The sequence below is a fragment of the Aphanizomenon sp. CS-733/32 genome, assembly GCF_028330045.1.
In the GTDB taxonomy this organism is placed as follows: domain Bacteria; phylum Cyanobacteriota; class Cyanobacteriia; order Cyanobacteriales; family Nostocaceae; genus Dolichospermum; species Dolichospermum gracile.
Window position 1 is genome coordinate 1 of record NZ_JAQMSE010000090.1, and the last position, 16,769, is coordinate 16,769.

Genomic DNA, 16,769 nt, shown 5'->3' on the forward strand with positions numbered 1-16,769 from the left:
AAGAATAAGAAAGTGTTCGTTTCCTCCATGTTCCCTTCCTTCGTGCTACGCACATTAGTCAGGGAACTGTCGTCAACTCACGCGCCATTCATCCCACGCTCCTAAGAGTGAGACGTGGGGCTTCTGTCGGTTAAGCTAAAATTTTTGTAGAGATGTTTTATGGAACGTCTCTACATTTTGTGATTAAATTGTAAAACCTGTAGGGTTTCCCCGCCCTCAATTGTATTGTATCCGAACGATATATAATCAATCCCAATTGGCAAACTCATCACTAATATTGTGAAGTATAGCAGTGATTTGAGTGCGTCGGGTTTCAAAATTAGCAGCAATGTAAATTAACAAAATACCAACTAATAAACCAACAATCCATTTTAAAAAAGAATAACTCAGACTAAAAATTACTAATTGGTAAATGCTAGTAATTAAAAAAGTACCTGTACCAACATAAAGAAAAGCACGGACTTTTAAACCTAAGCCAGCAAAAATAGTAATCAGACTAAAAACACCGGGGATAAAAGGCAGATTTTGATAAAACAAAATTGTCCAACCACAAATTAAACCACTTCCTAACATAAGTTTGTAATCCTGTTGTTCCTAAAATAATTAATGGGAGAACATAAGCCGTGCGTTGCCAAGGTGTTTTTGACCAACCTAATCTTTGCCAATGTAGGATCATTGGTAATTCGTCATAGGAAACATAGTTAAGGAATTTAACCAGATGACTTATTCCTAATTCTTGAGTTTGTGTTTCTAATAATGGAGAGTACCCTTGATCATAGGGTCTAGCTAACCATAGTTCATAATCATTTTTGTGAAGTAATGCGGAAAAAGCGGTAATTAGTCTATTGAATATCCATCCAGTTTTTTGCCTCAGCAAAGCGACTTAAATGTTTGACATTTGTAGTTGCTATCACAACATAGCGACCAGGAAACTCTTCTTTAAGTTTTTGCCAATGACTACAGATAATAATATCAATATCCAAACTTTTATTATCTGCTGTTGGTATTCCTTGACTGCGAGCAGAAGCCCAAAGTGTAGATGCTTCTTTTAATAATTCTGAAGTTACAGGCAGGAAAGAAATAATTTCTTGAAGTTCATCTAAATTCTGAATACTAGATGATTTAGGTTTATTTTGAGAGATTAAGATTAAACTTCTTCTAATTTCGTAATCACATAATTCAGAAGAACAAATATACACTCCACGAGCAAGCAAAGCATAAAGCCATTCTTCACAATCTTTAGCTGCATCCATTTTATAGGGATTTGTAAGAAGTCCTAGCACACCTGAATCAATAAATACTATCATAATTCTGAATATAATTTTTGTCCTAGTGGTCTTTGTGAATCAACTATTTTTTTTAATTCTTCAAAAAACTCTTGTTGCTGTAATGATTCTTCATCGGACATATTTTTATGTTGTGCAATACGTTCTGCTAAAATTGACATTGCTTTTTGATTTTTTTGAAGTTGTTCTTGTTGATTCCATGTTGATTTATGGGTGCTAGTTGGGGTATTTTGATCTAGTTTTGATTGCAAAATTATTTTCAGATTTTGAGCATCTGATGGTTCTAAGTTGATGGGATGAGGATATCCTTCTAAGATCAGTTGATAATCACTATCAATATTATTGTTATTGGGAATTAGGGCAATAAATCGGGTGATGTTGAAGATTTTACCGCTGGGAAGTTCTATGGAGGTGTTCATGGGTTTCTCCTTGGTTTTACTAATCATTAAATAGTTCTTTAATTTTATCATGGATATTTTCAAAATTCAAATCAAAATAGCCTGTTACTTTACCAGGGTTTTTTGAGTCATTGCTATGTTTTTTGATGAGTTATCTAAAAATAATAACTTTTAACTTTTGATTCTAAGTAGGTTAGTATTGAAAATCGTCGTTATGGCAAGGCAAGAGGCAATCATGCAAGAGTGAAGAGGGTTTGGGCGATTTTACTTTTCTTTACACATATTGGTTTTATTGTTTTCACCTACTTATAGCGATATTACTGTCTCATGAGATTGATTTTCTCCATGTTTATGACGAAGATGTAGGATGAGTTCTATATCAAGTCGCTTGAGAAAAATGAGGAGTTTTCCCTCGCTAAACCGTTGAAACTCTCCTTTCATAAGATGGCATACTTCTGGTTGGGTAATGCCAAGAATTTGACCAATTTCACGTTGTTTCAGGTTACGTCTTTTCAGAAGTCGGAGTACCTGAATCCCGATTTTACCCCGTGTAAATAGTTCTTCTGCATCTTCTAAATCAAGATCAGCAAATACGTTACCACTGCTTTCTTCAAAAATTGGTTCTTGTGTCATGGTGATTGTTCTCTTGCTAGTGCATCTTTATAGCGTTGTTTAATCAATTCAATGTCACTTTGTGGAGTTTGAATACCTTTTTTTGATTTCTTCTGGAAAGCGTGCAATACATAAACTCTTTCCCCAATCTTTACGGCGTAAACTGCTCTATAAGTATCAGTATCATAACGTTTCACGATTTCATATACACCGCTTCCAATACCTTTAAAAGGCTTGGCTGTTAAAGGTGTTTCTCCAGCTTGCACTAATTGTAATGCTCAAAGATATTCTTTTAAAACTTCAACTGTAGCCAGTCCAGTTTTCTCCCAACTAAATTGGCTTGCTCTTTTTAGACCTTTTTCTGAAAGTTGTTTTCTCAGTTCTGAATCATTAATAATTGCTTGCATTGCTGCTGTAGTCTCTCCCACATTATAGGGATTAATTAAAATAGCAGCATCTCCCGCAACCTCTGGAAGTGAGGAAATATTAGAAGTAATAACTGGTGTACCACAAGCCATTGCTTCTAAAACTGGTAAACCAAATCCTTCCCACAGAGTAGGGAAAACAAGTGCTAATGCTTGATTAATAATTATTGGTAATTCGTCATAGGAAACATAGTTAAGGAATTTAACCAGATGACTTATTCCTAATTCTTGAGTTTGTGTTTCTAATAATGGAGAGTACCGTTGATCATAGGGTCCAGCTAACCATAGTTCATAATCATTTCTGTTAGGTATTGCAGAAAAAGCGGTAATTAGTCTTTGCAGGTTTTTGTAAGGGTCTTGACGACCAATATATAGAAAGTAATTGCGAGTAGGAAGGTTCAGAAATTGGAAATGTGAGTTATCTCCTGCTAAAAGAATTGGTGTAATTTTATGACTAGGAATTTGGTGAAATTGAATGATATCATTCGCTGTTGATTCTGATATACAAATAATATGTTCTGCTCGTTGAAAAACTTCAGGAGTATAGTATTTATGGTATGTCGTCAATGGTGAAAAGCGTTTAGGAAACCGCAGCGGTATCATATCAAATGCTGTGACAATAAACCGACAATTAGTATATAAAGGTGCTTCAGGAATAGGCGAAAATAAAAGTTGGGATTTGAGGTTTTTATATATTTTTGGTAGTTGGAATTGTGTCCACAATAAACGGCGTAAATGTCCTTTCAAACCTTGTTCTGAGGTTAGGTTAGTAGGAGTTTGATAGCAGTTATAGTTAGGGAAAGATTGGGAAGTTAAAAGTATTGGCTCAAGTTTTTGTAAATGAGGTAAAAGATTCAGAGCGTAGGTAGTTGTACCTGTAGGTTTGGTAAGTAAGAATGAAAGATTAGTGAGTAATTGCATTTCTCATTTTTAGCGCATAGGATGTTACAAACCCCCTCTTACTGCACTGCATAAGGTGTAAATTGCCGTTTAAAAGCAGAATGAAAACCAAGGACAATATCTGAATTTGGTACACCCATTTGCACTAATCTTTCAGCTATAGACTCTTCGGTTCCGTTGTACTGAATCCAAATTTTGCCGTCTTCAATGTCAAAGTGCATCACTGGTCCAAACACTCGTTTATCGCCTTGCCATCCGATATAATTGAGTTGATAATGGTCATGTTCACTATCAAATATTAGTTGTGCTTTGACTGGATCATTTGTGGTACAAATCTGGGCGTGTTCTGTTAAAATTTGTGTGATAAATTGTCTATACTTTTCTATTTTATCCATTGTCGAACTTCCTCCTGTTTGGGATCATAAATCATCAGCTTGACTTGATATCGCTGTAGCATTCGTTGGATAAATGGAAGTTGAAAAAAGTCATAATAAGTCTCAAAAGGGATGGCTAAGTAAACAATTCGGTTTGGTTCTTGTTCTTCAAGTGCTTGGCTATAGTTAAGATATTGACCTAATGCTGTATGGAAACTACTGATATCTGAATCTCCAATAAAGCTTTTAATTTCTACAGCAATTTTTTCTGAGTCCCTTTCTGCGGCTATGGTGGTTTCTGCTGCTAAATCAATTTGGAGTTTAACTGCTTCACTAATGCGAATGGTTAAGGGGTCATGGGTAATATTCCATCCTTCTTTTATTAAAGCATTTTTTACCTGTTGATGGAAAACATCTTTTGCCATTGTTTTTGTGTGAATATGAGTTAAAATTATCTGTATTTCAAGATTTAGTTTTCTTTCTTCTCCTAGTTCATCATAATTTTATTATATCATTTGAAGGTGAGAAGTGATCCTGACAGAAGAATTTTGTTCAAATAATTCTATATAACTTTTATTTGCTTTTTTATTATAAAGATTATAGAGACGTAAGCGTAAAGGACTAGACATCACGAGTTAACTCAACTGAAGCATAGAGTATATCATCTTCAGTTTCTAAGGAATTTAACCACTTTTGATCTATATTTTGGGCAATTCTTTGTTGAGCGAGGTTGTATTGGTGATGCAATAAAACTCTTGTAATTTCTTGACTAATTTCTTGCCACTGTGCTTCAGAAGCAACCCCATTTAACTGTAAGAGGCTGACCAAGCATTATGAGGTAACATAGCTCCTAGCTTGATTGCAGCACTGGCTATTTGGGATGTTGAGCGATTTTCCATTTGTGATAATGCACTAATTTGCTCTGCTGTTTCTATATCTAGCTCTGCTGAGATGGTTTTTTCTGTCATTGCTCTATTTTTCTCATGAGTTCTATAAAATTATAACTTTTAAAAAACGGTAATTAGTCTTTGAAGATATTGACAACCGATGTATAGAAAGTGATTGCGAGTAGAGAAATTAAGGAAATAAGCATGATCAAATAAAGGACATTTGAAGAACAAGAAGATCCCCGAGTTCTTTAAGAAGTCGGGGATCTTCTACTCTGCTACGATCAAAGATATTGTTTTAAAACTTCAACTGTAGCTTTTCCAGTTTTTTCCCAACTAAATTGATTTGCTCTTTTTAGACCTTTTTCTGAAAGTTGTTTTCTCAGTTCTGAATCATTAATAACTGCTTGCATTGTTGCTGTAATCTCCCTCGCATCATAGGGATTAATTAAAATAGCAGCATCTCCCGCAACTTCTGGAAGTGAGGAAATATTAGAAGTAATATACTCAAAACGGCTAGAAGCTGGACTTTTTTATCATACAAAGAACAAGTTCAAAGCCTCTCCAATTATAAAAGCTGCTCCTTTTCCCTCCCTTGTAGGGGAGGGTCAGGGAGGGGTGCGGGGAGAGGTTTGGAGAGGGGTTTCATATTTAGTTAAACTATGAACCGTTTGCAGTATACCTAAATTCAGATATGCTCAAAGATATTCTTTTAAAACCTCAACTGTAGCTTTTCCAGTTTTTTCCCAACTAAATTGACTTGCTCTTTTTAGACCTTTTTCTGAAAGTTGTTTTCTCAGTTCTGAATCATTAATAATTGCTTGCATTGCTGCGGTAATCTCCCCCACATCATAGGGATTAATTAAAATAGCAGCATCTCCAGCAACCTCTGGAAGTGAGGAAATATTAGAAGTAATAACAGGTGTACCACAAGCCATTGCTTCTAAAACCGGTAAACCAAATCCTTCCCACAGAGTAGGGAAAACCAGTGCTAATGCTTGATTAATAATTATTGGTAATTCGTCATAGGAAACATAGTTAAGGAATTTAACAAGATGACTTATTCCCAATTCTTGAGTTTGTGTTTCTAATAATGGAGAGTACCGTTGATCATAGGGTCCCGCTAACCATAGTTCATAATCATTTTTGTGAGGTAATGCGGAAAAAGCGGTAATTAGTCTTTGGAGGTTTTTGTAAGGGTCTTGACGACCAATATATAGAAAGTAATTGCGAGTAGGAAGGTTCAGGAATTGGAAATGTGATTTATCTCCTGCTAAAAGAATTGGTGTAATTTTATGACTAGGAATTTGGTGAAATTGAATGATATCATTCGCTGTTGATTCTGATATACAAATAATATGTTCTGCTTGTTTAAAAACTTCAGGAGTATAGTATTTATGGTATGTCGTCAATGGTGAAAAGCGTTTAGGAAACCGCAGCGGTATCATATCAAATGCTGTAACAATAAACCGACAATTAGTATATAAAGGTGCTTCAGGAATAGGCGAAAATAAAAGTTGCGTTCTGAGATTTTTATATATTTTTGGTAACTGTAATTGTGTCCAAACTAAGCGATTAAAATGTCCTTTTGTCCCAGCAGCCGGAGTCAAATTATTTGGTACTGAATAGCAGTTAAAATCAGGATAATTTTCTGCTGTTAAGAGTGTAGGATTGAGAAATTTTAAATAAGGAAAAAGATTTTTAGCATAGTTGCTTATCCCTGTTGGTTGAGAGAAAAGAATGGATAAGTTAATGATTAATTGATTAGAATCTACCATATTTATTAAATAATACTTTTATAAGCTTTTAAAGTTTCTTTTGCTGTTCTTTCCCAGGAAAATAAATCTGCTCTTATTTTTCCTTTATTAATCAAGTTTTGTCGTAGCTGAGAATCGCTAATTACTTGTAGCATAGCTTTAGCTAATTGCATATGATCATTAGGATCAATTAGTATAGCTGCATTTTCTGTAACTTCGGGAATTGAAGAAATATTAGATGTAATGACAGGAGTACCTAAAGTCATTGCTTCTAAAACTGGTAAACCGAATCCTTCATAATGAGAAGGATACAGGAAAACGTCAGCTTTTGAATAAAATAATGCTACTAATTCATTAGATAAGTAGTCAAGATGATGTATTTCGTTTTTCCAAGGTGAGGTTTCAATAGCTGTAAATATAGGTTGATAGTTCCATCCTTTTTTACCAATTAATACTAATTGATGTTCTACTTTATATTTCTGTTTTAAAAAATTAAATGCTGATATGATGGCATTAATATTTTTTCTAGGTTCTATGGTACTAACAAATAAAAGATAAGGTTTAGAGAAATCATAATTTATATTATCAACTTCCTTATCTAAATCTAAACTAGATAAAAAGTTAGCATTATACCGACTAGCAAGGGGCGTAACAAAGATTTTCTCTGCTGGAACTTTCAAATAATTAATAATATCTTGTTTAGAACTTTCGGAAATAGTAATAATTAAATCTGTCCATTCAAGGCATTTAATTAATCTTTTTGTATATTGTTCTACCACAGAATTAGTATATTCTGGATATCGAATAAAACTTAAATCATAAATAGTAATAATTTTCTGAATATTTTTATAAGGATAAACGGTATAATTAGTTCCATGAAAAACATTAGGTTGTCCTAAAATTGGTTGCAAATAATCAGGAAAAATTTGAGGTAAATAATCTAAAAAAAGATTAGCAAGACGAACAGGTATAGGAATCTGATAAAGATTTGAATAATATTGAAGATTTTCTGGGAAATCCAACTTTCCTTTCAACCAATTTTTTAATCCAGGTTGATAAGCTAATCCTAACTCAAAAGATTCTGTATGTTCTAATTTAGACAAAGCTTCTACTAAATTAAAAACATATAAACCCACACCACTGGGTTGAGAATCAATAGGAGTAACGTCAACAACAACTTTAAACATTGAACACATTATAAATCATTTTTACTTAATTCTCTTAGATCATGATCTACCATGATTTTAACTAAATTTTCCAAAAAATATTACCTACAATTAATTAAATCAATTAACTTTTGGCGAACTGAAACCAGACTATAGTTTGATAACACATAGTTTCTTCCAGAGTTCCCCATGTTTTCAGATGCTTTAGTATTGCTTAGTAAGTCTTTTAGATTATGAGAAAAACTATGATAATCATTAAAAATTTTACCACCATTACTAAGATTTACATGATCAACTAAAACAGGACATAACCCATTAACCAGTACAGGAGTTTTTTGTGCCATTGCTTCTAAAGTTACAATACTAAAACTTTCAAAAGCAGATGGCATTACGAATACGGAAGCACCAGCCATTAACTTAAATTTTTCTTCAGAAGAAACAAAACCTCTAAATTCTATATCTGAATGACTAGGTATCGGAAGGACTGATTTACCTGTTAATATCAAACGTAAATTCGAGGAATTTTCTTGTTTAAACCGAATGAAGAAATCAAATAGCTGTTTGCAACCTTTAGATTGATCTATTCTTCCTGAATAAAGAATATACGGCTCTTTAATTTTAGCTGGTGAATAAAGTTGAATATCTATAGTCATAGAAATCACATCTCCTGATAGTTTTCCCCACAAAGTAGTAGACAATTTTTTTTCGGCATCAGTTAACCAGATTATATTTTTTGCTTTCTGAGCCATATATTTGTAAGCGCTTAAGTAGGCAGGAGCTTCGTCGTGAAGTGTTGGTACAAGAATGAAGCTAGATTCAGGAATTTGTTCTATTCCAAAGTAAGTTGTTGGATACAAATAAGTAATAAAAATAATCATGCTGTAATTATGCCAATTATATTTGAGAAATAGAGTTAAATCTTTAGAGTAAGGACCTTGATGACGAATAAACTCTTCCTGTAATGCCATACTCCAAGGAATATATTTGTTACTATTGATATTAAAATGATTTTGTTTTTCTTCAAAAGAATCAAGAAGTTTCTGATGTAACTTATGCCAGTAAGAACTTCTACTTATAGATACAGAAAAACGACGAATTTTAATTCCTTCTATTGTTTCTAATCCTTCTGAAAGTACGTTATTCCATGTCACATAATCTGTGGCAGTTGTTGTTATTATTTCAACATTAAATTCTTCTTTTAATAAATTTGCATATTGCCATGCTAAAGATTCAGAACCACCGGTAATACTAGCATGACAACGCTGAACAACAATTGCAATTTTTTTCATAAAGACTACTGCAAAATCTCCATAAATTTTTTCTCTATTTGACTATTGGTAAAACATTCTTGATATCGTTTCCATCCCATAATGCCTAATCCAAATTTAGTTTTTTCATCCTTTAATATCTGTTCAATAGAGCCAGCAAAAAGGTAAGGATCTAATTCTTTCCATACCAAACCAGCTTTATCTAAAGTATAAGGAATGGCTGTTGATCCATAAGCAACTATAGGTATTTTCATTGACATTGATTCGACCAAGGGAACACAAAATCCTTCATGCTCACTAGTAATCATAAAGACATCAGAAATCAGATAATAAGCTTTTAAAACATGATCAGATACTCTTCCTGTAAAAACTACAGAGTTTTGCAAATTTAAACTTCTAACATAATTATCTAGCATTTGTTTATACACAGATAATCGGGGGTCTTGACCACCAACAATAATTAGACGACTATTAGAGTTGTATACTTTGTGATAGATATTAAATGCAGAAATTAATGCCAAATGTCCTTTGTTTGGAGCTAATCTGCCTACCATTAAGATATTGACTTTTTCATCTTTATACATTTTTAATATATTCAGATCAGCTTCAATTTCTTGAAGACTATCAATATGATGAAAAGGATATATAACTAATCCTTTTAACTCTTGCTTTTCTTGCTTAGCAATGGAATTTAATTCTTCAAGATTATACTGAGAATCAGCTATATATAAATCTCCGTTTACTTTAACTAAATCTTTTAATTGTTCTCTACCTGCTTTACAAGCTATAACAAAATCTTCACAAATATCTTCAAAAAATTCTGGAGGAGTAACATTATGGTATTTAATTATTTTCTTACAATTAATATTGTAAAGTAAATTCATTCCATAATCCCAACCTACAGAATAATGATAGATTAAAATATCTGATGGTTTATTCAAAAAATTCTGAACTTTATTAACATGATTAATTTGTGGATTTAAAAGAGTCCAATTTTCAGCAAAAACTTTAACATTATATTTATTTTTACTTAATACTTCATACATACCAATAACATCATTACTAACCGCATCTCCTTCGGTAAGACAAGGACTAAGAATTGCTATTTTTGGTAGGTTGTTAGTTAATGCTAAATTACTGAAAATTGATCTCATAATTAATATTTATTTGTAGTATTTTTGTCGCAATAATAATTACTGTTTTCATCGAAAAAGTATTCTATTCAATTCAATGAAACTTGTAATTTTATCGTTAATTATCGCGTTTGCTATTGGCGAAAAAATAGTGCCATATTCAGCAATGTCATCAGAAGGAATATCCTTATCATATTCTGTACCCTCTCTTGAATTATGATTTAATGACCATAAAATCCACAAGAAAGAATTTATGTTTCTCTCTTTTTCCATAGGTGACGCTAAACCCATATCAATAATAAAGGTTTTCTGCTCAGAAACCATAATATTCCAAGTACGAATATCATTATGATATAAACCTTTTTTTTCCATTTTTCCCAATATCTGAATTAGCTGATTAATAATTCTTTTTTGATTGGAGCTATCAAGCTCGTTTAAAATATCACATAATAGTTGTCCTTCAATATTTTCTAAAACTATATATGCTCTCTGATCATTGATCTCATAATCAAAAAATTTGGGGACACCATCAATTTCATCTTTTAAGGCAATAAAATTTGCTATTTCAGATACGATTTGTACTTTATTATCATTCTTTATAGAATCAAGACGATTTAGGAATAAATATTCTTTAATAAATTTATTTTGGCTGAAATAGTAGAGTCTGCCGCTAGGTACTAATGAATCTTTATAAGCTTTCCATATTAACTTATCTATTTGATAGATATTATTGTTGATTTTAATTACTTTTTTACTGATTGCATAAAGAGGTCTTTTAACTGAAGAAACATGAGTAGAAAAATATCCTATTGTATTGATATATATATCTTGGCAGCTTTCAAAGATGCTTAGGGAATCATTTGGTAATGCTTCTATCCAAGATAAATCTTTTTCTTCATTTTCTTCATCTTTAACAGCTAATTCTACAATAATTACTGGTACTCTCTCCAAAAGTATTTTCATCATTTTTTTGGTATATTCAAGTCCTTTCAAATATATGATATGATGAATAACTGATAAGAGAAGAACAACATCATATTCTGATTCTTGAATTAAATTAATATAATCTAAATCAAATTCAGCGACTCTAAAACAAACATCAATACCATTCAGTTCTGAAATTAAGCGACTAGCTAACACATTGTCTATATTGTTATCGATTGCAAAAACATGAGCTTTTCTATCTGCAAAATAGAAAGAATTATACCCTAAAGAGCTACCTACATCTAAAATTTTTATTCCTGTTAAGTTGTTCCCTAAAGTTAGAAGAGTATTTTCTATAGCTTGACACCTATCCTCACACTTTCTTTGCGGTACGGAGTTTTTAAGTAAACAAGGTGTTTTGTAAAGGGGTTGATAATATTCAATTTTTTTGAGTAGATGACTTAGTTTAATTAAAGGATTATCTAATATTGTCAACAAATTATCAATTTCATTGATGATTTTTTGTTCTGCAAAATCAATCCTTTGTTCTGTAGAATCAATCTTTTGTTCTGCAACATCAATCCTTTGTTCTGTAGAATTAATCCGTTGTTCTACAGAGTTAAGTCTGGACATTAACCCTTTATTAAGTTGTAGAGATTCTCGAAGAGCCTGAATTAGATTTTGATTCTGTTCTGCAACATCAATCCTTTGTTCTGTAGAATTAATCCGTTGTTCTACAGAGTTAAGTCTGGACATTAACCCTTTATTAAGTTGTAGAGATTCTCGAAGAGCCTGAATTAGATTTTGATTCACAACCCTTTGTTTTTTGAAGATAAATCCATATATTTTTAAGATAACTTTTTTGATAATTCCAATACTGAAAGGAAATTTATCTATTTCTTCTGGTAACTCAGTTGGAACTTGATAATATATCTCTGAGTTATTCAATAGAGCTTCAATGCGATAAAATCCATCTAGGAAATTATTAACTTGTAAAATATTGATTTCATTGGAAATATTTTGATTACTAGGAAATGAAGATTTTCTACTAGCTACTTCCAGTCTAATTTTATCCATTAATTCATCTACATTAATTTCTAAGTTATTTTGTTCGATCATAGTTCATACTTGTAACATGAATTTAGTTATTAAACATTTATTATTAAAATGATATGGGTTTAGATTATTTTTCAAACCTAAATTTAGTTTTGATTAACACCTTCAAGATAGAATCTTACAACTTCATCAGATTCTCCAGACAATTTTATATTACCCTGATTTAACCAAATAGCTTTATCACAAGATTGTTTCACAAGTTCTAAATCATGAGAGACTACTAGAATAGTCACATTATCATCCCAGAATTTTTCCATTCTCTGTTTGCACTTATTCTTAAAACTCTCATCTCCTACAGATAAAACTTCATCCAAAATTAAAATTTCTGGCTGTACATCGGTGGCAATAGCAAAACCTAAACGAGCTACCATACCTGAAGATAAACCCTTAACTGGAACTAAAGCATAATCCTCCAAATCTGCAAACTCCAAAATAGAACGCGCTCTTGCTTTCATCTCAGCCCTAGAAAAACCTAACAATACACCATAAAGGAGGATATTGTCCATTACAGAGATTTCCGCATCAAAACCTGCTCCTAATTCAATTAAAGGCGCAACTTGACCTCGGACTCTGACAGTACCAGTGGTAGGCTGTAAAATCCCAGAAATTATCTTTAACAGAGTGGATTTACCAGAACCGTTAGAGCCTATTATACCTATTTTTTCTCCTTTTGCAACCACCAAGTCAATATTATCTAAAACTAATTTCTTTGCAGGTTGCCGATATTTACCCTCTACCACAGATAGGAGCGTTTTTTTTAAATCATAGGAAAATTCCTCTTGAGTCCTTCTCCACAGCGAAACATTGTCCAAACGTATTACTTCCATTTACAGCCAATCCATAAATTGATGTCACCACAGGTGAAAACAAGTCTATCTCCAGCAATACCTTGTCCAAATTGGAAAAAAGCCTTGATTTGTAGATTGGGTTGTGGAACGTGAACGTTCGCGGAGCAATTAGCATAAAACCCAAAATGAGCGTTGGGTTGCGCTGTCGCTTAACCCAACAAAGCAGGAAATGGACAAGGTATTGTCTCAAGGCTAAAATAATTATGCCATTAAGCAAAGCCCCGCGATTTATAAACTATCGGGTTCAATACCTAACTCCCTTAATTTTTGCGCTAGAACATCTGCTTTATTTTCTGCGTCATCAGCACGCTGACGTTCAGATTCAGCTTTTCGACATTCAGATTCAGCCCTTTGACGTTCAACTTCAACCTTTCGACGTTCAACTTCAACCTTTCGACGTTCAGATTCAGCCCTTTGATGTTCAACTTCAGCCCTTTGACGTTCAACTTCAGCCCTTTGACGTTCAACTTCAGCCCTTTGACGTTCAACTTCAGCTTTTCTAATCTCTTCTAAATTAGCTTCTTCTGGTGTAGGGACTAATCTTCCTTCAACAGTAAAATATCTTAACTTATTTTCCCAAACCCCTAGATATAAACCTAACTCCTGACTCCAATACCAGGCATTTTCTGATGCTGGAATAGTTTTATACTCACTGTCTGTTAATCGCCATCCTACCAGTTCTAAGGTATTCGGGGAAAACCAAAAATACTCAGGGGTGCGGAATTGATTTTGATACAACTGTTTTTTCAATCCCTTATCTACCTTCGCTGTAGAATCAGAAAGTAATTCAATTATTACATTGGGATATTTACCATCTTCTTCCCATATTACCCAAGAAAGACGTGGACGTTTTTCCGTATCTTTAACAAGAAAAAAGTCTGGTCCTCTAAAGTCTCGATTTTTTAACTGTTGTCGGCTATAGTAAACGCTAAGATTTGCACCGATAAAAAAATCTTCTCTATTACGCCATAACCATTCTAAACAAGTTACTAATATTAATAGTTGTGTATAGTGTAAAGAGCTTTCCATTTCTGGTTCGTCGCTGAGTAGTTCAGTGCAGTCTGGCATTAATGCTTCTATTTCTTGTGCGGTTAAAGCCATAGATTTTATTAGGATAAATTACTATCTTTGGTTAATTATAAACTATCTGGTTCTAGTCTATGCAATTACCAAATGATAGCTATGTTACAGCAAATCCATAAATTGATGCCGCCACAGGTGAAAACAAGTCCATCCCAAGGCTAAAATAATGATGCCACTCAGTAAAGCCCCCCAAATCAGACCTAAATCTGGTGGAGAACCTGATAATGTAATCTGACGGAGACTTTCGATGATTGGGGATAAGGGGTTCAAACCTAAAAACTGTTTTACCGGCTTGGGAACAATAGCTGCTGGGTAAAAGATCGGACTGCTAATCCAAATTACAAATACTACCAATTCATAAAAGTAAGGTAAATCCCTGAAAAATACGTACAAAGCACTGACTAAAAAACCGACTCCTGTAGAAACTAAAATTAATGCTAAAAATGGAAATACTAAAGCGATGACATTGATGAGACTTTTGGAATTAAGCAATGTCATAATTGCTAGTAAGGGAAATGCTCCCACTGAAAACTGAAAGACATTGGACGAAATCATTGATACAGGAAAAACACTAACCGGCAAGCGAATTTTATTTAATAATGCTCCATTGCCGACTACGCTGGTTAAAGCTTGGGATGTGCAAGCGGAGAAAAAATTAATTACTAACAGTCCTGTCAGCGCTGCCAGCATATAGTTAATGATGGAGTTACCATAGTAGGATGCAAAGGTAGCACCAAAGATGGCAGTATACAACCCTGTCATAATCAATGGGTTCAATAGTGACCAATAAACCCCTAGAAAAGACCCCCGGTAACGGACTTTCAGCGTCCGTCCAACTAAGACGTGCAGGAGTTCGCAATAACGCTGCACTTGTAACCAATTTAAATTATCCTTCAGAGAAAGTATCATTCTTATATCACCATTACACACCGGAAAAAAGTCATTTGGGCATTCTATACCATAGGAGTGCAATTGTTGACGATTAATTTTCAGATAAGTAGGTTGGCGTTGAAAACTGTCGTTATGGCAAGGCAAAAGGCAAGAGGCAAAAGGCAAGAGGCAAAAGGCAAGAGTAAAGAAGTTTTCGGCGATTTTACGTTTCTTTAGACAGTTTGGTTTGATTGTGTTCACCTACTTATAGCGATTTCCAATCATATAAGGTACATCTTAGCCCCCTCATCGCTTGCGGGGAGGGGGTTGGGGGTGGGGTTCTTGTTCCGGGTTTGATGACAATTTGCTGTAAGTGAAATTTTATCTATCTCAGGTAATTACTTACAAACTATCAGAGTCAATACTTAATTCCCTTAACCGTTGAGCCAAAATTGCTACTTTAGCCTCCGCATCATCAGCCCTTTGGCGTTCACTTTCAGCCTTTTCTGCCAATTCTGTGGGTATGAGTAATTTATCACCTGTATCAAGACGGTAAAATCTTAAAAGCTCCCCTTCCACTTCTAGACGCAATCCCAACGGCTGAGATAAACTATCGGTAATGGGTTGATAAATCTCATCCTGTAAACGATACCCCTGTAACTTTTTGTTAATCCATTCTCCTTTCGGGTCAAATAACCAATATTCTAAAATCCCTAATTGTTCATACAATAACTTCTTTTGCTCTTGATCCTGCCTTTGAGTTCCGGCACTAGTCATTTCCAAGACAACTTGGGGAACTTGACCTTCTTCCCAGACCTTATAATTATCTCTACCCCCAGGTGGCACATCAAAAATTACCATCACATCTGGTGCTACTCTTAATTTCGGAAAACTTTGAGCATAGTATAAAAATTGATTTGCGAGTACCGTTGCTTGTCTTCCTGCTAGGTACTGTTTTAAAACTTCTAAAGTAGTTAAAATCGCATAGAGATGTATATAGGTTTCTGCCACGGGTTCTCCATCAGAGCTAGGATATTCGATGGTGACATCGGTTAACTTTATGGTTGTAGTCATAGTTTTTTCCTAATTAACCACACTATCAGGATCTAAGTAGGTGAACACAATAAGACCAAACTGTGTAAAGAAACGTAAAATCGCCGAAAACTTCTTTACTCTTGCCCATTGCCTCTTGCCTTGCCATAACGACAATTTTTAACGCCAACTCACTTACGCCTAGCGATCGCAAATAGGGGACATCCAATTAAAAAAATACCCAAAAATTTCTTGTAGTGCGGGCCGAAAAGCCCGCTAATCATCAAGGACGGGCAGGATGCCCATCCCACGAAATTGGGTAATTTATTCTTTGGTGTTCCCTAAGTAGTGAGACAGAATTAATTACACAATGTCATTGCGTAAGCATTGCGTGGCGTTAGCCATATGGAACGAAGTGAATTGAAAATGTTGGGTTTCGTTCCTCAACTCAACCTACGTATTTTTGCTTTTTAGTCTTAACCGAACAGTATTGTATCAGGATCTATTCCCAGCGATCGCAATCGTGCTGCTAAAATTTGTACTTTCTCTCTTTCACCTGCTAACTGCTGTTCGGCTGCAAGGGCTTGATTTTGAGCTTCCTGAGCTTGCTGTTCGGCTGCAAGGGCTTGATTTTGAGCTTCCTGAGCTTGCTGTTCGGCTGCAAGGGCTTGATTTTGAGCTTCCTGAGCT

Annotated in this window: 18 protein-coding genes and 4 pseudogenes; all 22 read right to left on the minus strand. The window is 34.0% G+C overall.

Annotated features, from left to right (window positions below; translation table 11 throughout):
• Nucleotides 1–246: 246 nt before the first annotated feature.
• Nucleotides 247–573 (minus strand): annotated as a pseudogene (locus tag PN471_RS06950) (hypothetical protein); the annotation flags it as partial.
• A 91-nt stretch (nucleotides 574–664) separates the two neighbouring features.
• Nucleotides 665–844, minus strand: a pseudogene (locus PN471_RS06955) (glycosyltransferase family 1 protein); the annotation flags it as partial.
• Complete coding sequence (locus tag PN471_RS06960) at nucleotides 843–1,307, minus strand: type II toxin-antitoxin system VapC family toxin (protein ID WP_193894446.1); 465 nt, start codon at nucleotides 1,305–1,307, stop codon at nucleotides 843–845. The gene PN471_RS06960 and the pseudogene PN471_RS06955, both read right to left, overlap by 2 nt.
• Nucleotides 1,304–1,705, minus strand: a complete 402-nt coding sequence (locus PN471_RS06965) for a hypothetical protein (protein WP_193894444.1) — start codon at nucleotides 1,703–1,705, stop codon at nucleotides 1,304–1,306. Before PN471_RS06965 ends, PN471_RS06960 begins: the two co-directional genes overlap by 4 nt.
• Nucleotides 1,706–1,990: 285 nt before the next feature.
• On the minus strand, nucleotides 1,991–2,317 hold the full coding sequence (locus PN471_RS06970; RefSeq protein ID WP_271776220.1) for a helix-turn-helix domain-containing protein: 327 nt from the start codon (nucleotides 2,315–2,317) through the stop codon (nucleotides 1,991–1,993).
• Nucleotides 2,314–2,562: a type II toxin-antitoxin system RelE/ParE family toxin gene (locus PN471_RS06975; RefSeq protein WP_193894450.1), complete on the minus strand. Its 249-nt coding sequence runs from the start codon at nucleotides 2,560–2,562 to the stop codon at nucleotides 2,314–2,316. The genes PN471_RS06970 and PN471_RS06975 overlap by 4 nt, the downstream gene beginning before the upstream one ends.
• Nucleotides 2,563–2,574: 12 nt before the next feature.
• Entirely contained in the window at nucleotides 2,575–3,642 is a 1,068-nt protein-coding gene (locus PN471_RS06980; RefSeq protein ID WP_271776221.1) for a glycosyltransferase family 4 protein, read from the minus strand.
• Nucleotides 3,643–3,680: 38 nt separating this feature from the next.
• Complete coding sequence (locus PN471_RS06985) at nucleotides 3,681–4,016, minus strand: XisI protein (protein WP_039201223.1); 336 nt, start codon at nucleotides 4,014–4,016, stop codon at nucleotides 3,681–3,683.
• Complete coding sequence (locus PN471_RS06990) at nucleotides 4,004–4,420, minus strand: XisH family protein (RefSeq protein ID WP_027404141.1); 417 nt, start codon at nucleotides 4,418–4,420, stop codon at nucleotides 4,004–4,006. Before PN471_RS06990 ends, PN471_RS06985 begins: the two co-directional genes overlap by 13 nt.
• A gap of 196 nt (nucleotides 4,421–4,616) precedes the next feature.
• The gene (locus tag PN471_RS06995; protein WP_271776222.1) at nucleotides 4,617–4,823 is read right to left on the minus strand and encodes a hypothetical protein; all 207 of its coding nucleotides are present in this window, start codon (nucleotides 4,821–4,823) and stop codon (nucleotides 4,617–4,619) included.
• The gene (locus PN471_RS07000) at nucleotides 4,802–4,963 is read right to left on the minus strand and encodes a hypothetical protein (protein WP_271776223.1); all 162 of its coding nucleotides are present in this window, start codon (nucleotides 4,961–4,963) and stop codon (nucleotides 4,802–4,804) included. Before PN471_RS07000 ends, PN471_RS06995 begins: the two co-directional genes overlap by 22 nt.
• Nucleotides 4,964–5,166: 203 nt before the next feature.
• Nucleotides 5,167–5,385, minus strand: a pseudogene (locus PN471_RS07005) (glycosyltransferase family 1 protein); the annotation flags it as partial.
• A gap of 195 nt (nucleotides 5,386–5,580) precedes the next feature.
• Complete coding sequence (locus PN471_RS07010) at nucleotides 5,581–6,660, minus strand: glycosyltransferase family 4 protein (RefSeq protein WP_271776224.1); 1,080 nt, start codon at nucleotides 6,658–6,660, stop codon at nucleotides 5,581–5,583.
• 5 nt (nucleotides 6,661–6,665) lie between these two features.
• Entirely contained in the window at nucleotides 6,666–7,835 is a 1,170-nt protein-coding gene (locus tag PN471_RS07015) for a glycosyltransferase family 4 protein (RefSeq protein WP_271776225.1), read from the minus strand.
• Between the two features lie 71 nt (nucleotides 7,836–7,906).
• Nucleotides 7,907–9,094 (minus strand): glycosyltransferase family 4 protein, encoded by a 1,188-nt coding sequence (locus tag PN471_RS07020; RefSeq protein ID WP_271776226.1) that lies wholly within the window; start codon nucleotides 9,092–9,094, stop codon nucleotides 7,907–7,909.
• A 5-nt stretch (nucleotides 9,095–9,099) separates the two neighbouring features.
• Nucleotides 9,100–10,227, minus strand: coding sequence for a glycosyltransferase family 4 protein (locus PN471_RS07025; RefSeq protein WP_271776227.1), 1,128 nt, complete (start codon nucleotides 10,225–10,227; stop codon nucleotides 9,100–9,102).
• 48 nt (nucleotides 10,228–10,275) lie between these two features.
• Nucleotides 10,276–12,249: a protein kinase domain-containing protein gene (locus PN471_RS07030; protein WP_271776228.1), complete on the minus strand. Its 1,974-nt coding sequence runs from the start codon at nucleotides 12,247–12,249 to the stop codon at nucleotides 10,276–10,278.
• 83 nt (nucleotides 12,250–12,332) lie between these two features.
• Nucleotides 12,333–13,073: an ABC transporter ATP-binding protein gene (locus tag PN471_RS07035; RefSeq protein WP_271776229.1), complete on the minus strand. Its 741-nt coding sequence runs from the start codon at nucleotides 13,071–13,073 to the stop codon at nucleotides 12,333–12,335.
• Nucleotides 13,074–13,322: 249 nt separating this feature from the next.
• Nucleotides 13,323–14,195: a Uma2 family endonuclease gene (locus tag PN471_RS07040; protein ID WP_271776230.1), complete on the minus strand. Its 873-nt coding sequence runs from the start codon at nucleotides 14,193–14,195 to the stop codon at nucleotides 13,323–13,325.
• Nucleotides 14,196–14,279: 84 nt separating this feature from the next.
• Nucleotides 14,280–15,086 carry an ABC transporter permease gene (locus tag PN471_RS07045; RefSeq protein ID WP_271776231.1) on the minus strand — a complete coding sequence of 269 codons (807 nt, stop codon included), beginning with the start codon at nucleotides 15,084–15,086 and terminating at the stop codon, nucleotides 14,280–14,282.
• A gap of 363 nt (nucleotides 15,087–15,449) precedes the next feature.
• Complete coding sequence (locus PN471_RS07050; RefSeq protein WP_271776232.1) at nucleotides 15,450–16,121, minus strand: Uma2 family endonuclease; 672 nt, start codon at nucleotides 16,119–16,121, stop codon at nucleotides 15,450–15,452.
• Nucleotides 16,122–16,555: 434 nt separating this feature from the next.
• Nucleotides 16,556–16,769 (minus strand): annotated as a pseudogene (locus tag PN471_RS07055) (Uma2 family endonuclease); the annotation flags it as partial.